Source organism: Aidingimonas lacisalsi (assembly GCF_008079445.1).
Lineage (GTDB): Bacteria > Pseudomonadota > Gammaproteobacteria > Pseudomonadales > Halomonadaceae > Aidingimonas > Aidingimonas lacisalsi.
The window spans coordinates 317297-333698 of the sequence record NZ_VRYH01000003.1; the positions used below are offsets into that span (position 1 = coordinate 317297).

General features: G+C 59.6%; 13 protein-coding genes. 7 read left to right on the forward strand and 6 right to left on the reverse strand.

The features are described 5' to 3' along the window. Positions 1-6: 6 nt before the first annotated feature. Positions 7-432 carry a VOC family protein gene (locus FVV99_RS07690; protein ID WP_148253463.1) on the reverse strand — a complete coding sequence of 142 codons (426 nt, stop codon included), beginning with the start codon at positions 430-432 and terminating at the stop codon, positions 7-9. A 174-nt stretch (positions 433-606) separates the two neighbouring features. Here FVV99_RS07690 and FVV99_RS07695 point away from each other — a divergent pair, with 174 nt between their 5' ends. From FVV99_RS07695 to FVV99_RS07710, 4 genes are all read left to right on the forward strand, one after another. Continuing rightward, on the forward strand, positions 607-1476 hold the full coding sequence (locus FVV99_RS07695; RefSeq protein WP_236645341.1) for a bifunctional nuclease domain-containing protein: 870 nt from the start codon (positions 607-609) through the stop codon (positions 1474-1476). A gap of 29 nt (positions 1477-1505) precedes the next feature. Continuing rightward, a complete protein-coding gene (locus FVV99_RS07700) occupies positions 1506-1781 on the forward strand; it encodes a YrhK family protein (protein ID WP_148253464.1) in 276 nt (91 codons plus the stop codon). Between the two features lie 88 nt (positions 1782-1869). Continuing rightward, positions 1870-2226 (forward strand): YciI family protein, encoded by a 357-nt coding sequence (locus FVV99_RS07705; protein WP_148253465.1) that lies wholly within the window; start codon positions 1870-1872, stop codon positions 2224-2226. A gap of 104 nt (positions 2227-2330) precedes the next feature. Beyond that, entirely contained in the window at positions 2331-3473 is a 1143-nt protein-coding gene (locus FVV99_RS07710; RefSeq protein WP_148253466.1) for an arylamine N-acetyltransferase family protein, read from the forward strand. 175 nt (positions 3474-3648) lie between these two features. Here FVV99_RS07710 and betA read toward each other — a convergent pair whose 3' ends face one another. The 3 genes from betA to FVV99_RS07725 form a co-directional block, all read right to left on the reverse strand. Then, positions 3649-5337, reverse strand: a complete 1689-nt coding sequence (gene betA, locus FVV99_RS07715; protein WP_148253467.1) for a choline dehydrogenase — start codon at positions 5335-5337, stop codon at positions 3649-3651. A gap of 16 nt (positions 5338-5353) precedes the next feature. Next, positions 5354-7432, reverse strand: a complete 2079-nt coding sequence (gene betT / locus FVV99_RS07720) for a choline BCCT transporter BetT (RefSeq protein ID WP_148253468.1) — start codon at positions 7430-7432, stop codon at positions 5354-5356. 175 nt (positions 7433-7607) lie between these two features. Next, positions 7608-8540: a hydroxymethylglutaryl-CoA lyase gene (locus tag FVV99_RS07725; RefSeq protein ID WP_148253469.1), complete on the reverse strand. Its 933-nt coding sequence runs from the start codon at positions 8538-8540 to the stop codon at positions 7608-7610. Between the two features lie 216 nt (positions 8541-8756). On the opposite strand from FVV99_RS07725, the gene FVV99_RS07730 reads away from it, so the two are divergent. Further along, positions 8757-9494: a sulfite exporter TauE/SafE family protein gene (locus tag FVV99_RS07730; protein WP_148253470.1), complete on the forward strand. Its 738-nt coding sequence runs from the start codon at positions 8757-8759 to the stop codon at positions 9492-9494. A 3-nt stretch (positions 9495-9497) separates the two neighbouring features. Here the strand turns inward: FVV99_RS07730 and FVV99_RS07735 are convergent, their stop codons facing one another. Continuing rightward, a complete protein-coding gene (locus FVV99_RS07735) occupies positions 9498-10319 on the reverse strand; it encodes an acyl-CoA thioesterase (RefSeq protein WP_148253471.1) in 822 nt (273 codons plus the stop codon). Positions 10320-10365: 46 nt separating this feature from the next. Between FVV99_RS07735 and tadA the strand changes: the two genes are divergently transcribed. Next, positions 10366-10824: a tRNA adenosine(34) deaminase TadA gene (gene tadA / locus FVV99_RS07740; RefSeq protein WP_148253472.1), complete on the forward strand. Its 459-nt coding sequence runs from the start codon at positions 10366-10368 to the stop codon at positions 10822-10824. 18 nt (positions 10825-10842) lie between these two features. On the opposite strand, the gene mltF is transcribed toward tadA, so the two are convergent. After that, the gene (gene mltF, locus FVV99_RS07745) at positions 10843-12306 is read right to left on the reverse strand and encodes a membrane-bound lytic murein transglycosylase MltF (protein ID WP_148253473.1); all 1464 of its coding nucleotides are present in this window, start codon (positions 12304-12306) and stop codon (positions 10843-10845) included. A 158-nt stretch (positions 12307-12464) separates the two neighbouring features. On the opposite strand from mltF, the gene purL reads away from it, so the two are divergent. Next, the gene (gene purL, locus FVV99_RS07750) at positions 12465-16397 is read left to right on the forward strand and encodes a phosphoribosylformylglycinamidine synthase (RefSeq protein ID WP_148253474.1); all 3933 of its coding nucleotides are present in this window, start codon (positions 12465-12467) and stop codon (positions 16395-16397) included. The last annotated feature ends 5 nt before the right edge of the window (positions 16398-16402 follow it).

The following is a 16402-nucleotide window of genomic DNA, read 5'->3' on the forward strand; positions in this document are numbered from 1 at the left end:
CGCAGATCACATCGCCTTTTCGCAGTTGATCATCCAGGGCACGCCATACGAGTCGATACACATGCCGAAGCGCTGTGCCCAGAAGGTTCCCTCGAGCGGCATCTGTATCGTGCCGTTGTCCGACAAGGCATGGAAAATACGCTCGGCCTCTTCGGGGCTATCGACGTTGAGGGTGACATGCGCTCCCTGGATCCCCTGGTAGGGAACCGGACATACCGATGTCGTGTCGGACCCCATCAGCCACTGCCCATCTATCGCCAGTCGGGCATGCATGATTCGGTCGCGCTGTTCGGTGGGGACCTGATCGCCACAGTCCTCCGGCATTTCTCCATAGGTCGCCATGGCCTCGATGTGACCACCGAGACAGCGTGCATAGAACTGGAACGCCGAATGGCAGTTGCCATCGAATATCAAGTACGTGCTCAGGTGCATGATCTCGTTCTCCTGTTGAAGACAGACGGCGTGCTCGTCACTCTCTGGTCGAATGGACGAGTTCGAATTCGACAGTATCCCGTCAGCGAGACGTGATTTTCATGGCAGTCAATGCAAGCCACTGCCATGCTTTATACAGGGCATGCCTCCACGGATAGTGAAGGACGATGGCCGATGTCAATTCGCGCAGTCATGCATTCGGGATTCCTCTGGCTCCTGGGAATGCTATTGATGATCTGGGCCGGTATCGCCAATGGTCGCGAACTGGCCGTGGATCCCGACACCATGGTCGAGGTCGAGGTTGCCTCCGTGGCGATTGCCGTCCCGGTGGGGACGCCGGTCGTGTTATTGCGGGCACCTGGCTCGCAAGAGGTGATTCCCATCCTGATCGGTGCCACCGAAGCCGATGCGATCCAGCGTGGATTGCGGGATGAACGACCGCGCCGACCCATGACTCATGAGTTGCTCGATAGCGTTCTCGACGGCGTCGATGTGTCGCTGGAGCGGGTCTATGTCGATGCCATCGAAGACAATGCCTTCCTCGGCATGCTGGAATTGAGAAAGGCGGGCCAGGAAGAGACGATTCGTATCGATAGCCGGCCCAGCGATGCGATCGCACTGTCCCTGCGCACTGGCGCCACCATTCATGTCGCGCCCCGGGTCCTGGAAGCTGCTCGGCGCATCGATTACCAGGGGGTGGACGACCAGGTCGTCACGGCTTTGGGAATCACAGTGACCCCAGTGACCGATGATCTAAGGGAGGCTTTCGAGTTGCCGGATCGGCCAGGAGTGCTGATTAGCGATGTGGCTGGCCTCGCCGAGGAAGCCGGTATAGAGCCTGGCGCGTTGCTGTTCGAAATCAATGGCCGTACGGCTGAAACACCGATGCGTTTTCTGGAACTCGTCCGCAAGACGCCATCGAACGAAGAGGTGCATTTGCGCTATTGGCAACAGGGCAAAGCGCAGGAGCTCGAGTTGCCTGCCGATGTTCCTTCGCTAGGCCCCGGTGAATCAGCGCGAGAGGAGCCGGGGTTACGCCTGTAGATCAGTGAGACAAGCAAGGGGTCAATTCGATGGTTGATAGGGAAATGGATAATCCGCTGACACTGCATATCGGACGGGAAGAACTGGTCATACGGCGCCGTTATGAAACGCTCAGCATTGTCAATGATTTCTTCATCGCCATATGGTTCTTGATTGGCAGTGTGCTGTTTCTGTATCCGAGTCTGGAAAAAGCGGCGGTCTGGATGTTCATCGTCGGCAGTTTCCAATTCCTGATTCGACCCGCCATTCGTTTGACGAGTCACGTACACCTGCAGCGGTTGCCTGCTAGCCAGTGGGATCACTGACTCCCGCCGAGTCGGTATGGAATGTCGAAACGACACCTCGTCGGGCGACTAGCTAATGCCTAAGTCGTCTTGTGCGAGGAGTGCCATCATGAAATACCTTTGTTTGATCTATAACAGTGAAGAGGCGTTGGCCAGCATACCCGACAGCGACGTCGAGGCCGTTGTGGCGGCATGTCGGTCGCACTGCGATAGTTTGAGTGCGAGTGGGCATCTGCTGGCATCGGCGCGTCTTGATACCGTCGATGCGGCAGCGACGCTGCGTTTTCACAATGGCGGGTCGGTTGTGACGGATGGCCCCTTCGCTGAAACCAAGGAGCAACTCGGTGGTTTCTATCTGATCGATGCCCGGGACTTCAACGAAGCTCTTCGTATCGCTGCGTGTATCCCACCAGCGCGCCTGGGTGGTATTGAGGTTCGCCCCATCAGGGATTGTGATCTGCCATGATGGTATCTGCGCTTGACCTCAACCTTGGTTGAAGTTTTATAAGTGTGTGCATTGCCGCAACGGCAGGTGATGTCTTGGGTCCCGGGCGATGACAGGGAGGTCGTATGAACGAAGAGAATCAACCACCGAGCTGGCTGACCGGCGCTCGGGTTCTGCTATTGGGGCGTGCGCCCGAAGTACTCGATACGGTGAAGCAGGAACTCCTCGAATTGGGCGTCGACGTCCGGGGCACGACGGATATCGAAAATGCTGCCGACCGTTTCGATGCCACAGAGTTCGATCTGATCGCCTTTGGCCGAGGCGTGTTGGGCCCCGCCAGCGACTGGTTGAAACAGGCATTCACACGTCAACATCCGCAGATACGTTTTCTGGATACCTTGGCGCCATTGGCCGTGGGGCAGATCCTGGCAGCATTGACCGGCAAGGATCGCGATCCTGAACTCGATCTCGATGCCTACTTCGCCAGAATCGGCCATACCGGTCCTCGCTCGCCAACCCTGACGACATTGCGTGCACTCCATGAACGTCACCCGGCGTCCATCGTGTTCGAGAATGTCGACATCCTCCTGGGACGGGATATCGATATTTCGCCCATGGCGGTCGATACCAAATTGATCGAGAGGCACCGTGGCGGCTATTGTTTCGAACACAACAGCCTGTTCAAGCGTGCCCTGGAAGCGATCGGCTTCGACGTCGAGGGGTTGGCCGCACGTGTCCGCTGGCGTTCACTGGCAGGTGCGGCACCCCGGCCGCGAACGCATATGGCCTTGCGGGTCATGGTGGAGGGACGTCCCTGGCTGGCCGATGTCGGGTTCGGCGGCAATGTGCCCGTTGCTCCATTACGCCTGGATACGACGGAACCGCAGGCGACGCATCACGATATCTATCGAGTGATTCCTTTCGGTGACGGGCTGTTGGTGCAGATGCAACTCGATGCCACCTGGACATCACTCTATGAGTTGTCACTGGAGCCGCAACTGGACGTCGACTATGAACTACTCAACTGGTTCACCGCGACGCACCCGAGCTCTCACTTTCGCTATCACCTCAATGTGGCCCGCACGACGTCGGACGCACGTTACACCCTGGCCGACCGTCGCTTCACCATTCGCCCCCCGGGCGGAGAGGTCGAACGACATCTGCTGGACAGTGACGGGATCGCGCACGTGCTGCGCGATACCTTCGGACTGCCCGTCGAAGCCGACTGGCGTCCGATGATCGAACGGGCGGCGACAGCGAACGATTGAACGAGAAGGCCGGTCCCCTGAAGGATACCGGCCGTGACCCGGGGTCGTAGGCTCATTGTCGCAATGATCGGGCATCTGCATGGCTGCCATGTTGTCGCGGGTTTTCCGTTCCACATCGCGGGTCAGGTCGCTGTACTGGGGGCCTGTGCCCTCCTCGATAGTGTCGTTGTGGTATTCAGCGTTGGGGTTCTCCCTCGCGTTGCCGGCTTTCCCACGCCGGGACGACGAAGACAGGCGCATTGGAGGGTGCCAGTGGTTCCCGTCCCAGGATGTGATCGGCTCCTTTTTCCCCGATCATGATGGTCGGGGCGTTGATATTGCCATTGGTGACCGTGGGCATGATCGATGAGTCGACGACGCGCAGGTTGTCGATGCCGTGCACTCGGCATTCGGGGTCGACCACCGCCATGCTGTCGGTTCCCATGCGGCAACTACCGCAGGGGTGATATGCGGTTTCGGCGGTGCGGGCGACCCAGTCGTCGATCTCGTCGTCACTCTGCACGTCCTTGCCAGGGGAGAGTTCTTCGTCCCGGTAGGGGTCGAAGGCGGGCTGGGCAAAGATCTCGCGGGTCAGCCGCAAGGCATTGCGATAGGCTTGTTTATCCTCTTCTGCTTGCAGGTAATTGAAGACGAGTTCCGGCGGGGCAGCCGGATCGCTCGACTTGAGACGGACACGGCCTCGGCTTTTGGGTTTGTTGGCGCCCAGGTGAACCTGAAAACCATGCCCCTCGGCGGCGCTGGAGCCATCGTAGGCGATAGCGCCCGCCAGGAAGTGGTACTGCAGGTCGGGGTACTTCAGCCCGGCCCGACTACGGATGTAGCCGTTGGATTCGAACTGGTTGCTGGCCCCCAGGCCTTGCTTGAAGAAGAACCAGCGCGCACCGATCCATAACTGTCCCAGCGGGTTGAGCCAGCCATTCAGGGTGATCTTCTGTCTACAACTCTGCTGGACCCAGACTTCCAGATGATCCTGCAGGTTTTCTCCGACGCCGGGCAGGTCGTGAACCACCTCGATCCCATGCGCCCTGAGATGCTCCGCAGGCCCGATGCCGGATAGCATCAGCAGCTTGGGGGAGTTGAAGGCGCTGGCGGAGAGGATGACTTCACGCCGCGCCTGGACGCGAACCGTCTTGCCATGCTGACGGTATTCGACGCCGACGGCCTGCTTGCCTTCCATCAGGAGTCGCGTGGTCAGCGCATGCATTTCGAGCGTCAGGTTGGAGCGCTTCAGGGCCGGCTTGAGATAGGCATTGGCGGTGGAGGCGCGCACGCCATCACGCACCGTCATGTCCATGCGACAGAAGCCTTCCTGACGGTAGCCGTTGTAATCCTGGCTTTCACCATAGCCCGCTTGTCGGCCTGCCTCGATGAAGGCGCGATACAGCGGATTCTTCATGTTGTTGCCATTGCAGACGCCCAGGGGGCCGCCGGTGGAGCGGTAGTCGTCTGTGCCATACAGGCAGTCCTCGGCCCGCTTGAAGTAGGGCAGCACATCGGCATAGTTCCAGCCGTCGGCCCCCAGTTCGGCCCACTCCTCGAAATCCCCGGCGCAACCACGCACGTAAGCCATGCCATTGATGGAAGAGGACCCGCCAATGACTTTCCCGCGGGCCTGATGAATGCGGCGACCCGCCAGGCCCGGCTCCGGCTCGGTATAGAACTCCCAGTCGAAGCGTGGCTTGTTGAGCGGGATGGAAAAGGCGGTGGGCATCTGGATATAGATGGAGTTGTCCTTGCCGCCGAATTCCAGCACCAGCACCTCGTTCTGACCATCGGCACTCAAGCGATCGGCCAGAACGGCGCCGGCCGAGCCGGAGCCGACGATGACATAGTCGCAAGTCCGGTCGAAGCGCGTCTCGGTCATGACATCTCTCCTTGTCTCAGCGTCCTGCCGTCGTGGGATCGTCCGGCATGATGGTGTCACCGCCGGGAAGTTCCCGTTGATGATGCAGGAAGAACAGGTGACGCTCGTACTGGTCGAGAATATCGGCGATCAGTTGTTCCTTGGAGTAGCCGGCCACGTCGTAGCCCTGTCCGCCTTCGATGATATGCACCTCGAGGCGGTAATAATGGGAATCCGCGCGTGTGGCACGAATCGAGAAGGCTGGCATGGCACAGCGCCGTGGCCAGATCTGATAGGTGAAATCCTGTTCGCCGCCCAGATCCACATTCAGGGCCAGGTGCTCATTCTTTCCGTCACCTTCAACGATATCGACCGGGAACCCTTTTTCACTCAGCACCTCACGAATTTCCTCCATGGCCGGCTTGCCGACCTCTTGCAGGAAGCGTCGTGCCTGCTCGTGGCTGGGAAAACTGACGGCACGGGCCAGTCGTTGCCGCCAGTTGCGGGCAGCCCCTTCGCCCGCATCGGTCCGGCCGGACAAATGGCCTGCCATGCTGCCGTGGAAGCTGTCCTCCTTGAGTCCCTCCACCTTCAACGCCTTGAACAGTCCTATCATCATCAAGAAGAGCACGAAGGCGAAGGGCAGCCCCATGATGACTACGGCACTCTGCAATGCCCCCAGTCCGCCGGCCATCAACAAGGCCAGGGTCAGGATGCCGATGATGGCCGCCCAGAGAATGCGCATCCAGCTAGGTGCGTCGTGGTTGGGATCGGTGAGTATCGAGGTCAGGTTCGATAATACCAGTGAGCCGGAGTCACCCGAGGTCACGAAGAACACGATCGCCAGCACGGTCACCACGCCGGTCGTCAAGGCGACGGCGGGATAGCTCTGCAGGAACAGATAGATCGATGAGCCGGGGTTCTCCATGGCCTGTTGGCCGAATTCGGCGACCCCGGTGTCGTTCATGACCAGTTCGATGGCGCTGTTCCCCATGATCGACATCCACGCCATCATGAACGACAGTGGCAGGATCAAGGTGCCGGCAACGAACTGGCGAATAGTGCGCCCTCGCGAGATCCGGGCCAGAAACAGCCCAACGAAAGGCCCCCAGGCGATCCACCAGGCCCAGAAGAACACGGTCCAGGCATTGAGCCAGTCGGAGGGTGGATCGAAGGCATAGGTATTCATCGACAGACTGACGAAATTGCTCAGGTAGTCGCCGACGTTCAGCACCAGGGCATTGAGCAGGAACAGGGTCTGCCCGGAAAACAGCACGAACAGCATCAGTAACAGCGCCAGCAGCATATTGAACTCGGAGAGCCGTCGGATGCCCTTGTCGACGCCGGTGACTGCCGAAATGGCGGAAAACACCACGATCATGATCGCCAATGCCGCCTGGGTGGCTGTGCTTTCAGGAATGCCGAACATGTAGTCGAGGCCGAAATTGAGCTGGATGATGCCGATGCCAAGGCTGGTGGCAATGCCGAAGATGGTGCCCAGAACGGCGGCGATATCGACGGTGTTGCCGATGGCACCGTTGATGCGCTTGCCGAAGATGGGGTAAAGCGCCGAACGGATGGTCAGGGGAAGTCCGTGGCGGTAGCTGAAGAAGGCCAATGACATGCCGACCAAGGTATAGATGCCCCAACCCGACAGACCCCAGTGAAGAAATGTCAGTTCCATGGCATGCCGGGCGGCTGCCACGGTTTTGGGATCGCCCTCCGGCGGTGCCAGGAACTGGGTGACCGGCTCGGCAATACAGAAGAACAGCAGATCGATACCGATGCCGGCGGAGAACAGCATGGCAGCCCAGGTGACCACGTTGAAATCCGGTGTCGAATGTGCCGGCCCCAGCCTCAGCTTGCCGTAGCGCGATAGCCCGATAGCGATGACGAACACCAGATAGGCAACGACGGCTACGAAATAGAACCAACCGAAGGTATCGGAAATCCAGGTCAGCACGGCATTGATCACTGCACTGGCAGATTGTGTGAAAAACATCGTCCACAGAGCGAAGACGACGATACCGATGGTCGAGCCATAGAAGACGAGGGGGTTGATGCGATCCTGGGGTGGCTGCGAGGTGTCCCTTGAGTCATTAGCGTTATTGGCCATACCACACTCCTTCTGAATGGGCATACAAGCCGGCATGTCCCACCGTAGCCGCGATAGACCACGTGCTACGCTGTTCGCAGTAGTTGCTGAGACGAAACGTGGCGAGCGGGTTCATTCTGGGTATAGAGGCTGGAATGAACGATTGTCAAATTACCGCTTGGCATGCCGGTTCGCCTCAACTGACACGTTCCCGCGGGACATGGCGTAAATGACTAGCTGTCTTGCCGCCGGGCAGTGCGGCGATCCTGTCCGCCGCCGTCAGCAAGCGAGGCAAGTCGATGCCGGTGTGGACACCACCGCCGTTGAGTGCATAGATCAGATCCTCGGTGGCGGTATTACCGGTGGCACCGGGGGCGAACGGGCAGCCGCCCAGACCGGCACAAGAACCATCGATGGCCGAGGCGCCGTGATGGATCGCGAACAGCGCATTGGCGATGCCCATGCCGTAGGTATCGTGGCCGTGAAAGGCCCATTTCAACCTCTCGTAGTCATGCCGCTCACGCAGCCGCGTGAAATGATCGGCGACCTGATAGGGGGTCGCCCGGCCGGTGGTATCGCATAACGCCACCTCCAGATCCAGCCCTCTGCAGTGATTCAGGGCGGTATTCATCACCCGGTCCACCTGCTGCCAGTCGACCCGACCATCGAACGAGCAGTCGAAGCTGGTGCCCAGATCGAGTCGCAGATAACTGTTGCCGGCCTCCTGCAGGCGCTTGGCAATGGCGGCGAGTTCTTTCAGGGACTCGTCGACGCTGCGACGCACATTGTTCTGGTTGTGGGCTTCGGATACCGAAACCACGAAGACCACGTCGCGCACACCATGCTCGAGTGCCAGTTCCGCCCCTTTCAGGTTCGGTACCAGAGCGGCGAAGCGAATACCGGGACGATTGGCGAAGGCCGCAACCAGGTCACCGGTATCGGCCATTTGTGGCAGCGCCTTCGGACTGACAAACGAGCCGATTTCCAGGCGTGTCACGCTGGCATCGATCAGCGCCTGGATACAACGCTGCTTGTCGGCGGTCGGAAGCGGATCGTGGATCGACTGGAATCCGTCGCGTGGTGCGACATCGACGATATCCACCATGCTGGGAGGCGTGATAGGGGGCATGATGATCTCCCTGTCAGGATGCGAACGGTGCCGACACCGTTGGAATGGCGACACGGGATGGGTCTAAAGGGCCTCGGATCGCCTGCAAGGTTAACGTTAGCGCCACGCAGGCAATCGATCGACATCGTGGAGGACCTGTCACGGATCTGAAACAATGCTAATATGCCGCCGTTGACATTCGCGTCTGCCACCAGGCGCGCCAATCAAGGATGCTGTGTGTCGGTTGCCATTACCCTCGGCCTATGGGCCGTCGTTTTCGTGACTTCCGCCCTCTCGGGGGTCTTCGGCATGGCAGGCGGACTGATCCTGTTATGGTGTCTGCTCCTGGTATTGCCTGCCACTTCGGCGATCGTCGTCCATGGTGTGATCCAGTTGTGCGCCAATGGGTCGCGGGCCTGGTTCTCTCGACATTTCATCGACTGGCGCATCGTGGCGGTCATTGCGTCGGGGGGCGCGCTGGCCGCAATGACGCTGGCGCTGATCGGCTACACGCCCAATACGGCGATCGTATCACTACTGATTGGCGTGATGCCGATCCTGGTATGGATTCCCAAAGCGTGGTTCCGGTTCGATGCCGCGCGTCCGGGACACGCCTTGGCTTGCGGTGTCGTCGCCGGAGGGCTGACCATCGCGGCAGGCGTATCAGGACCCACCATCGATCTGTTCTTCATCCGCACCCACATGGATCGCCGCCAGGTCGTGGCGACCAAGGCCGCAGTGCAGGTCATCTCGCATAGCATCAAGATCGTGTTCTACTGGCAGGCGGCTCTGATCCTGAGTGTCGGCCAGTGGAGCATGGTGCTGCTGGCAGTCCCTTTCGCGATCCTGGGAACTCGCTCGGGCAATGCGGTCCTGCGTCGCTTGACCGATGCCAACTTCCGTTACTGGACCCGCTGGATCGTCACCGCCATTGGCGCGTTCTATTTCCTGCAAGGGCTCTGGATGGTGGTGTAATCCTCATTGATTCCGGAGTCGAGTCAGTCCCTCCTGGGCAGATGAGGCAACCAGGCGCCCCTGGCGATCGTAGATACTGCCTCGAGCGAAGCCTCGGGCACCTCCTGCCCAAGGGCTGTCCATGTCGTACAACAGCCAATCGTTGACCTGGACATCCTGATGAAACCAGATCGCATGATCAAGACTGGCGATCTGCAGGTTGGGGTCTCGGAAACCGATGCCGTGTGGCACCAGCGAGGTAGTCAGCAGGTGGAAGTCGCTGCTGTAGGCCAGCAGGTACCGGTGGAGTGCCGGGTCATCGGGAAGATGTCCTGCCAGCCTGAACCAGAACCTTTTTTGCGGTGGATGATCGTGACTGTTGCCGGTGTCGTCATCGATGTGCAGAAACTCGATCGGGTGGCCGTCGAAACGTTGTACATTGGCACCGTTGGCGATGAGCGTATCCGGGTCATCGAGACCGGGCATGGCCAGTTGGTGATGGTGGCCGCCCTCGCAGCCGTGAAAGGAGGCGCTACAGAAAAAGATGGGCTTGCCGTACTGAATGGCGGTGACACGTCGAGTCGTGAAGCTGCCGCCATCGCGCACGGCATCGACTTGATAGACCACGGGGCGTGCAGCGTCCCCTGGGCGCAGGAAGTAGCCATGCAGTGAGTGAACCTGGCGTTCCGGGATGACGGTCTGACTGGCGGCTGATAGTGCCTGCCCCAGCACCTGTCCCCCGAATAGCTGAGGGAACCCCAGATCCTGGCTGTGACCGCGGAACAGGTTTTCCTCGATCATTTCCAGGCCCAACAGAGCGACCAGGTTATCTAGCGCGTGTGACATGATAGGGTTCCTTGATCTTTAGTCCTGAGTCGATAGAGGCGTCGTCATGCGTAGTGACGAATTCTACATGCATCGGGCGCTGGACCAAGCGCGTCTGGCGTTCGCTGCCGGTGAGGTGCCAGTGGGCGCCGTTGTCGTGGATGCGAACGGAGTCATCATCGGCGAAGGTTACAATGCGCCGGTCAGCCACCTCGACCCGAGTGCGCATGCCGAAATCTGCGCCATGCGGGATGCTGCCGCCTGTATGGGGAACTACCGGCTCGATGATTGCTCGCTGTTCGTGACGCTTGAGCCGTGCCTGATGTGCGTCGGAGCGATCATCCATGCGCGCGTGTCGCGCTTGGTCTATGGGGCGGTCGAACCGAAGACGGGGATGGTCGAATCCAGAGCCAACCTGGTGGCGCAACCTTGGCACAATCACTCTGTCGTCGTTCAGGGAGGCGTTCTGGCACCGCGGGCTTCGAAACTGCTGCGTGCCTTCTTTGACGAGCGCCGCCGGTCATGACGGGACATGATCCCGCGTTTACAGTATCGGTGGTACGGTGTCGAAAAGGTGGTTGTTGTCGTTGGGAGGCGGTTCGTCGAGTTGGTAAAATTGTTGCTGGCTACGGTCGACGTAGTTGAGGATTTCGTAGTAGCGGCGAATGTTGCGGACATAGACAACGGGTTCGCCGCCGCGGGCATAGCCGTGGCTGACACGGCTATGCCATTTCTGGTTCTGCAGCAGGGGTAGCGCTTCACGGACATCGGCCCACCGGTTGGGGTCGCCATCGCGCATTTCAGCAATCTCCTGGGCATCATAGAGATGGCCCAGCCCGACATTGTAGGCTGCCAGCGCCATCCATAGCCGATCGGGTTCTTCAATCTCTTCGGGCAGTCGTTCCATCACTTCTCGCAGGTAGCGAGCGCCGCCATGGATACTTTGAGCGGGGTCCAGACGGTTATCGACGTCCACTTCCTCGGCGGTCGGATTGGTTAGCATCATCAGGCCGCGGACACCGGTCGGGGACGTGGCTTCGGGGTCCCAATGGGACTCCTGATAACCCAGTGCCGCCAGCAATTTCCAATCGAAACCGGTCTCCCGGGCGGCTTCGCGGAACAGATCGGAAAACTTGGGCAGGAGTTCGCGCACGTGACGAATGAAGCGTCGCGCACCGACATATTCCAGGTAGTCGTCGTGACCGAAATGGCGACTGATCAATTCATCGAGTATGCCGTCGTTCTTGAGTTGACTCAGGAAGCGGTTAGCGGCCTGTTGTAACCCCAGACCTTGATCGGCGGGAAAGGCCCAGCTCATGCTCAAGGGTTCGCCCAGCGTGAAACCGTCTTCCACGCCGGGGAAGAATAAACGGTTGTATTTGAAATCATGGGCATGGATCACGGCTGCATCGAACCGTCCTTCTTCGATGAAACCCAGCAGATCAGCGACTTCGACCTCCGTGGCCTCATGCCAGGTCAGTTCCGGCATGGCATCCTGCAGTTTACGTAATGCCATGCTCGTGCCCGATCCCCGTATGGTGGCGATTTCCAGACCGATCAAATCGGCGGGCTCCGTGACGGGTGGTAGCTCGCGGCTGTAGACCACCAGTGGCTGCAGCCTGAGGATGGGCTGGCTGTAGATCAGGTCAGGGTCGGCCGGGTCGAGCGGCAACGCTGCTGCACCGAGGTCGCCTTGCTCTTCAAGCACGGCGTCCAGTACTCCCTGGATATCGCTACGGGTTTCCATGGAGAGGCTGACGCCGAGATAATCGGCGAACCGCTGCAGTAACTCGTACTCGAACCCAGTCGGGCCGTGACGGCCTTCGTAGTAGGTCGTAGGCGTGTTGCGGGTGAATACGCTGAGGAAATCCCTCTGCTTGATATCGGCAAGGTGTTGGCTGTTATGGGAAAACTGCCGGTCGGGTATCAGTGCCAGCAAAAGCGTGAAACATGGCAGAAGATACCATCGACGATAGTGCAGCAGATGGGACAGCAGGGCCTTGGGCATGTCGATACGGAGTTGCGGGAAGACGGCTTACCATAACTGCCTGATGCCAGGCTGTCATCCCGTCCATTTCGCGTGACTGTCGCTTTCCAGTATCATGGCGATTTATCGTCGCTAGCTGCGGCCCTCATTCATGCTCGTTTTCAGAGGCTTGATCGACCATGCTCGAACTGCGAGGTGCGCCTGCCCTTTCTGCCTTCCGTCACGCCAAGTTGCTGGCCGCACTGCGGGTTCATGTCCCCGATATCGACTCCCTGCATGCTGAATATATCCACTTCATCGATCATGATGATGCGTTTTCCGATGCCGATCGTCAGGTGCTCGATCGGTTGCTCGATTATGGTGAGCCCGCTGTTGAGGAAGGTCGTGAAGGGCATCGGTTCGTCGTGGTACCCAGATTGGGCACGGTATCCCCCTGGTCCTCCAAGGCCACCGATATCGCCCACAATTGCGGTTTGACATGCGTACGTCGGTTGGAGCGAGGCATTGCGTACCGGATCAAGTTGAGTGGGCCCTTGTCGGAGGAGGCCTTCGAGGCGATCGTCGCCACGATTCATGACCGGATGACGGAGTCGGTCCTGGCCAATACCTCGGATGCTGCCAAGCTGTTTGCCCACCACGAGCCTGCGCCTCTGGGGCAGGTGGATATCATGGCTGGCGGTCGGAAGGCTCTGGCAACCGCCAATGCCGAATTGGGGCTGGCGCTAGCCGAGGACGAGATCGATTATCTCGTCGAGGCATTTCAGGCGTTGGCCCGCAATCCCTCGGATGTCGAATTGATGATGTTCGCCCAGGCCAATTCCGAACATTGTCGCCACAAGATCTTCAATGCGGATTGGACTATCGATGGCGAGCCCCAACCGGACTCGCTGTTCAAGATGATCAAGAATACATTCGAGCATGCTCCGCAGGGTGTCCTTTCGGCGTATAGCGACAATGCAGCGGTCATCGAGGGAAAGGAGGCGAGGCGTTTCTTTCCGACGCCACTGACGGGAGCCTCGCATGGACGGGCCAGTTATGTGAGCGAACGTGAATCCGCTCACATACTGATGAAGGTCGAAACCCATAACCATCCGACTGCCATCGCTCCTCACCCCGGTGCGGCAACGGGGGCTGGCGGGGAAATCCGCGATGAAGGCGCAACCGGCATTGGCGGCAAGCCCAAGGCGGGGTTGACGGGCTTCTGTGTTTCCAACCTGCGGATTCCGGAGTTCGTCCAACCCTGGGAAGCCTTCGACTACGGCAAGCCCGATCGAATCCAGTCGGCTCTCGATATCATGCTCGAAGGGCCCATCGGCGGCGCGGCGTTCAACAATGAGTTCGGACGTCCCAACCTGACAGGCTACTTTCGCAGTTTTGAACAGGATGCCGTGGGGAGCGAAGGTGTCGAGCGCCGCGGCTATCACAAGCCCATCATGCTGGCGGGCGGTTACGGCAACATTCGCCCGCAACACGTCGAGAAAGGCGATATCCCGGTCGGCGGCAAGCTGATCATCATGGGGGGCCCGGCGATGCTGATCGGCCTTGGCGGTGGTGCGGCATCAAGCATGGCATCGGGCAGCTCCAGCGAGGATCTCGACTTTGCGTCGGTGCAGCGAGGCAACCCGGAAATGGAGCGCCGAGCCCAGGAAGTCATCGATCGTTGCTGGGCACTGGGCGATGGCAACCCCATTCGTTTCATCCATGATGTCGGGGCGGGCGGTTTGTCCAATGCACTGCCGGAACTGGTCAAGGATGGGGGATGCGGAGGCAGGTTCGAGCTGCGTGCCGTACCCAATGCCGAGCCTGGGATGAGCCCTCTGGAAATCTGGTGCAACGAAGCCCAGGAGCGATATGTATTGGCGGTTGCCGCCGCGGATATGGAAATATTCGAAGCGCTTTGTCAGCGTGAGCGCTGCCCCTATGCCGTGGTCGGCGAAGCGACTGAAGCGCATCACCTGTCAGTGAATGACGGTCACTTCGACACCCGGCCGGTAGACCTGCCGATGAGCGTGCTCTTCGGCAAACCGCCCAAAATGCAGCGTGAGTTTAGCCGGGAGGTTCGTGAGCTACCCGGTATCATGCTGGATAATCTCGATTTTAGAGAGGCGCTGGATCGCGTGCTGCGTCTCCCTACCGTGGCGTCGAAGAGCTTCTTGGTCACCATCGGCGATCGCTCTATCACGGGGCAGGTGGCGCGCGACCAGATGGTGGGGCCTTGGCAGGTTCCGGTTGCTGACTGTGCCGTGACGACGGCCAGCTTCGACACCCATGCCGGAGAAGCGATGGCGATGGGAGAACGCCCTCCGGTAGCACTGATCGACCCTGCCGCTAGCGCTCGCCTGGCGGTTGCCGAAGCGCTCACCAATTTGGCTGCGGCCCCCATCGAACATCTCAGCGACGTCAAACTCTCGGCGAATTGGATGAGTGCCGCCGATCATCCGGGCGAGAATCAAGCGTTGTATGACGCTGTGCATGCCGTGGGTATGGAATTGTGTCCGGCGCTCGGCATTGCCATTCCCGTTGGCAAGGACTCGATGTCGATGCGTACCGATTGGCAGGAGATCAACGATCAGGGGGAGGCCGAGGATAAACGGGTCACTGCGCCGCTCTCCCTGGCCGTGACCGGCTTTGCGCCCGTCAGCGATGCCATGCGGACGCTGACGCCGCAGATCAGTATGGAGCAAGATGAGAGCGACCTGATTCTCATCGATCTGGGCAGCGGTCAGAACCGGCTCGGTGGCTCGGCTCTGGCACAGGTCTATGGTCAGGTAGGCGATAGCTGCCCGGATGTAGACGATCCGGAAGATATCAAAGCGTTCTTCTCGGTGATCCAGGGGCTCAATGCCGATGGCAAATTGCTGGCATATCATGACCGTAGCGATGGCGGCTTGCTGGTGACGTTGCTGGAAATGGCCTTTGCGGCTCATGCCGGTCTCGAGATCAAGCTCGATTGGCTGATCGATGAGCCTTATGAAGCCGTCGATGCCCTGTTTGCCGAAGAGTTGGGGGCGGTGATTCAGGTACGGCGTACTGACACGGAGTTCGTGCTTACCCAATTGGCGGCGGCAGGGCTCGATATCTGTGGCGTCATTGCCCGGCCGCGTTACGACGACCAGGTGCGTGTCACGCTGTTCGAAGAGCCATTGCTGGAAACCACGCGCATACTGACGCAACGTACGTGGAGCGAGACGAGTTATCGTATGCAGGCATTGCGCGATAACCCCGATTGCGCCAAGAGCGAATTCGACAACCTGCTTGATGATCGCGATCCCGGCCTCTCGGCCGAGCCCAGTTTTGCGGTCGAAGACAATGTGGCTGCGCCGTTCATCAATTTGGCGCGTCCTGCGGTGGCCATACTGCGCGAGCAGGGTGTCAATGGTCAGACGGAGATGGCCTGGGCCTTCGATCAGGCTGGTTTCGAATCGGTCGACGTCCATATGAGCGATATTCTACAAGGGCGTGTCAGCCTGGATGCCTTCAAGGGGCTGGTGACGTGTGGCGGCTTCTCTTATGGCGATGTCCTGGGAGCTGGAGGGGGTTGGGCCAAGTCGGTGCTGTTCAACGAGCGTGCCCGAGACGAGTTTGCCGCTTTCTTCGTCCGCGACGACAGCTTTTCGCTCGGTGTCTGTAATGGTTGCCAGATGCTGGCTCAGCTCAAGTCCTTGATACCTGGGGCAGAGCACTGGCCCCGGTTCGTGCGTAACGAGTCGGAGCAGTTTGAAGCTAGGGTGTCGATGGTTCAGGTCGAGCATAGTCCCTCGATCCTGTTGTCTGGCATGGAAGGGTCGCGTCTACCCATCGCGGTCGCGCATGGTGAGGGACGAGTCGCCTTCGAGGATAGTGGGCGGCTGCGTCGCATGCAGGGCAGTGAGCAGATCGCGCTGAGGTATGTGGACAATTATGGTCAGGCGACGACCCGTTATCCGGCCAATCCCAATGGCTCTCCAGCGGGTATAACGGGGCTGACGACGCAGGATGGCCGGGTCACCATCATGATGCCGCACCCCGAGCGTGTCGCTCGAGCGGTTACCAATTCCTGGCGTCCCGCCGGTTGGTCTGAGGATGGTGCCTGGATGCGGTTGTTCCGCAATGCTCGTGTCTGGGTAGGGTGAGGAGC

Bases quoted from the DNA above. Each gene is read 5' to 3' on its own strand.
- FVV99_RS07690 (WP_148253463.1), bottom strand. From the start codon at position 432: ATGCACCTGAGCACGTACTTGATATTCGATGGCAACTGCCATTCGGCG.
- FVV99_RS07695 (WP_236645341.1), top strand. From the start codon at position 607: ATGTCAATTCGCGCAGTCATGCATTCGGGATTCCTCTGGCTCCTGGGA.
- FVV99_RS07700 (WP_148253464.1), top strand. From the start codon at position 1,506: ATGGTTGATAGGGAAATGGATAATCCGCTGACACTGCATATCGGACGG.
- FVV99_RS07705 (WP_148253465.1), top strand. From the start codon at position 1,870: ATGAAATACCTTTGTTTGATCTATAACAGTGAAGAGGCGTTGGCCAGC.
- FVV99_RS07710 (WP_148253466.1), top strand. From the start codon at position 2,331: ATGAACGAAGAGAATCAACCACCGAGCTGGCTGACCGGCGCTCGGGTT.
- betA (WP_148253467.1), bottom strand. From the start codon at position 5,337: ATGACCGAGACGCGCTTCGACCGGACTTGCGACTATGTCATCGTCGGC.
- betT (WP_148253468.1), bottom strand. From the start codon at position 7,432: ATGGCCAATAACGCTAATGACTCAAGGGACACCTCGCAGCCACCCCAG.
- FVV99_RS07725 (WP_148253469.1), bottom strand. From the start codon at position 8,540: ATGCCCCCTATCACGCCTCCCAGCATGGTGGATATCGTCGATGTCGCA.
- FVV99_RS07735 (WP_148253471.1), bottom strand. From the start codon at position 10,319: ATGTCACACGCGCTAGATAACCTGGTCGCTCTGTTGGGCCTGGAAATG.
- tadA (WP_148253472.1), top strand. From the start codon at position 10,366: ATGCGTAGTGACGAATTCTACATGCATCGGGCGCTGGACCAAGCGCGT.
- mltF (WP_148253473.1), bottom strand. From the start codon at position 12,306: ATGCCCAAGGCCCTGCTGTCCCATCTGCTGCACTATCGTCGATGGTAT.
- purL (WP_148253474.1), top strand. From the start codon at position 12,465: ATGCTCGAACTGCGAGGTGCGCCTGCCCTTTCTGCCTTCCGTCACGCC.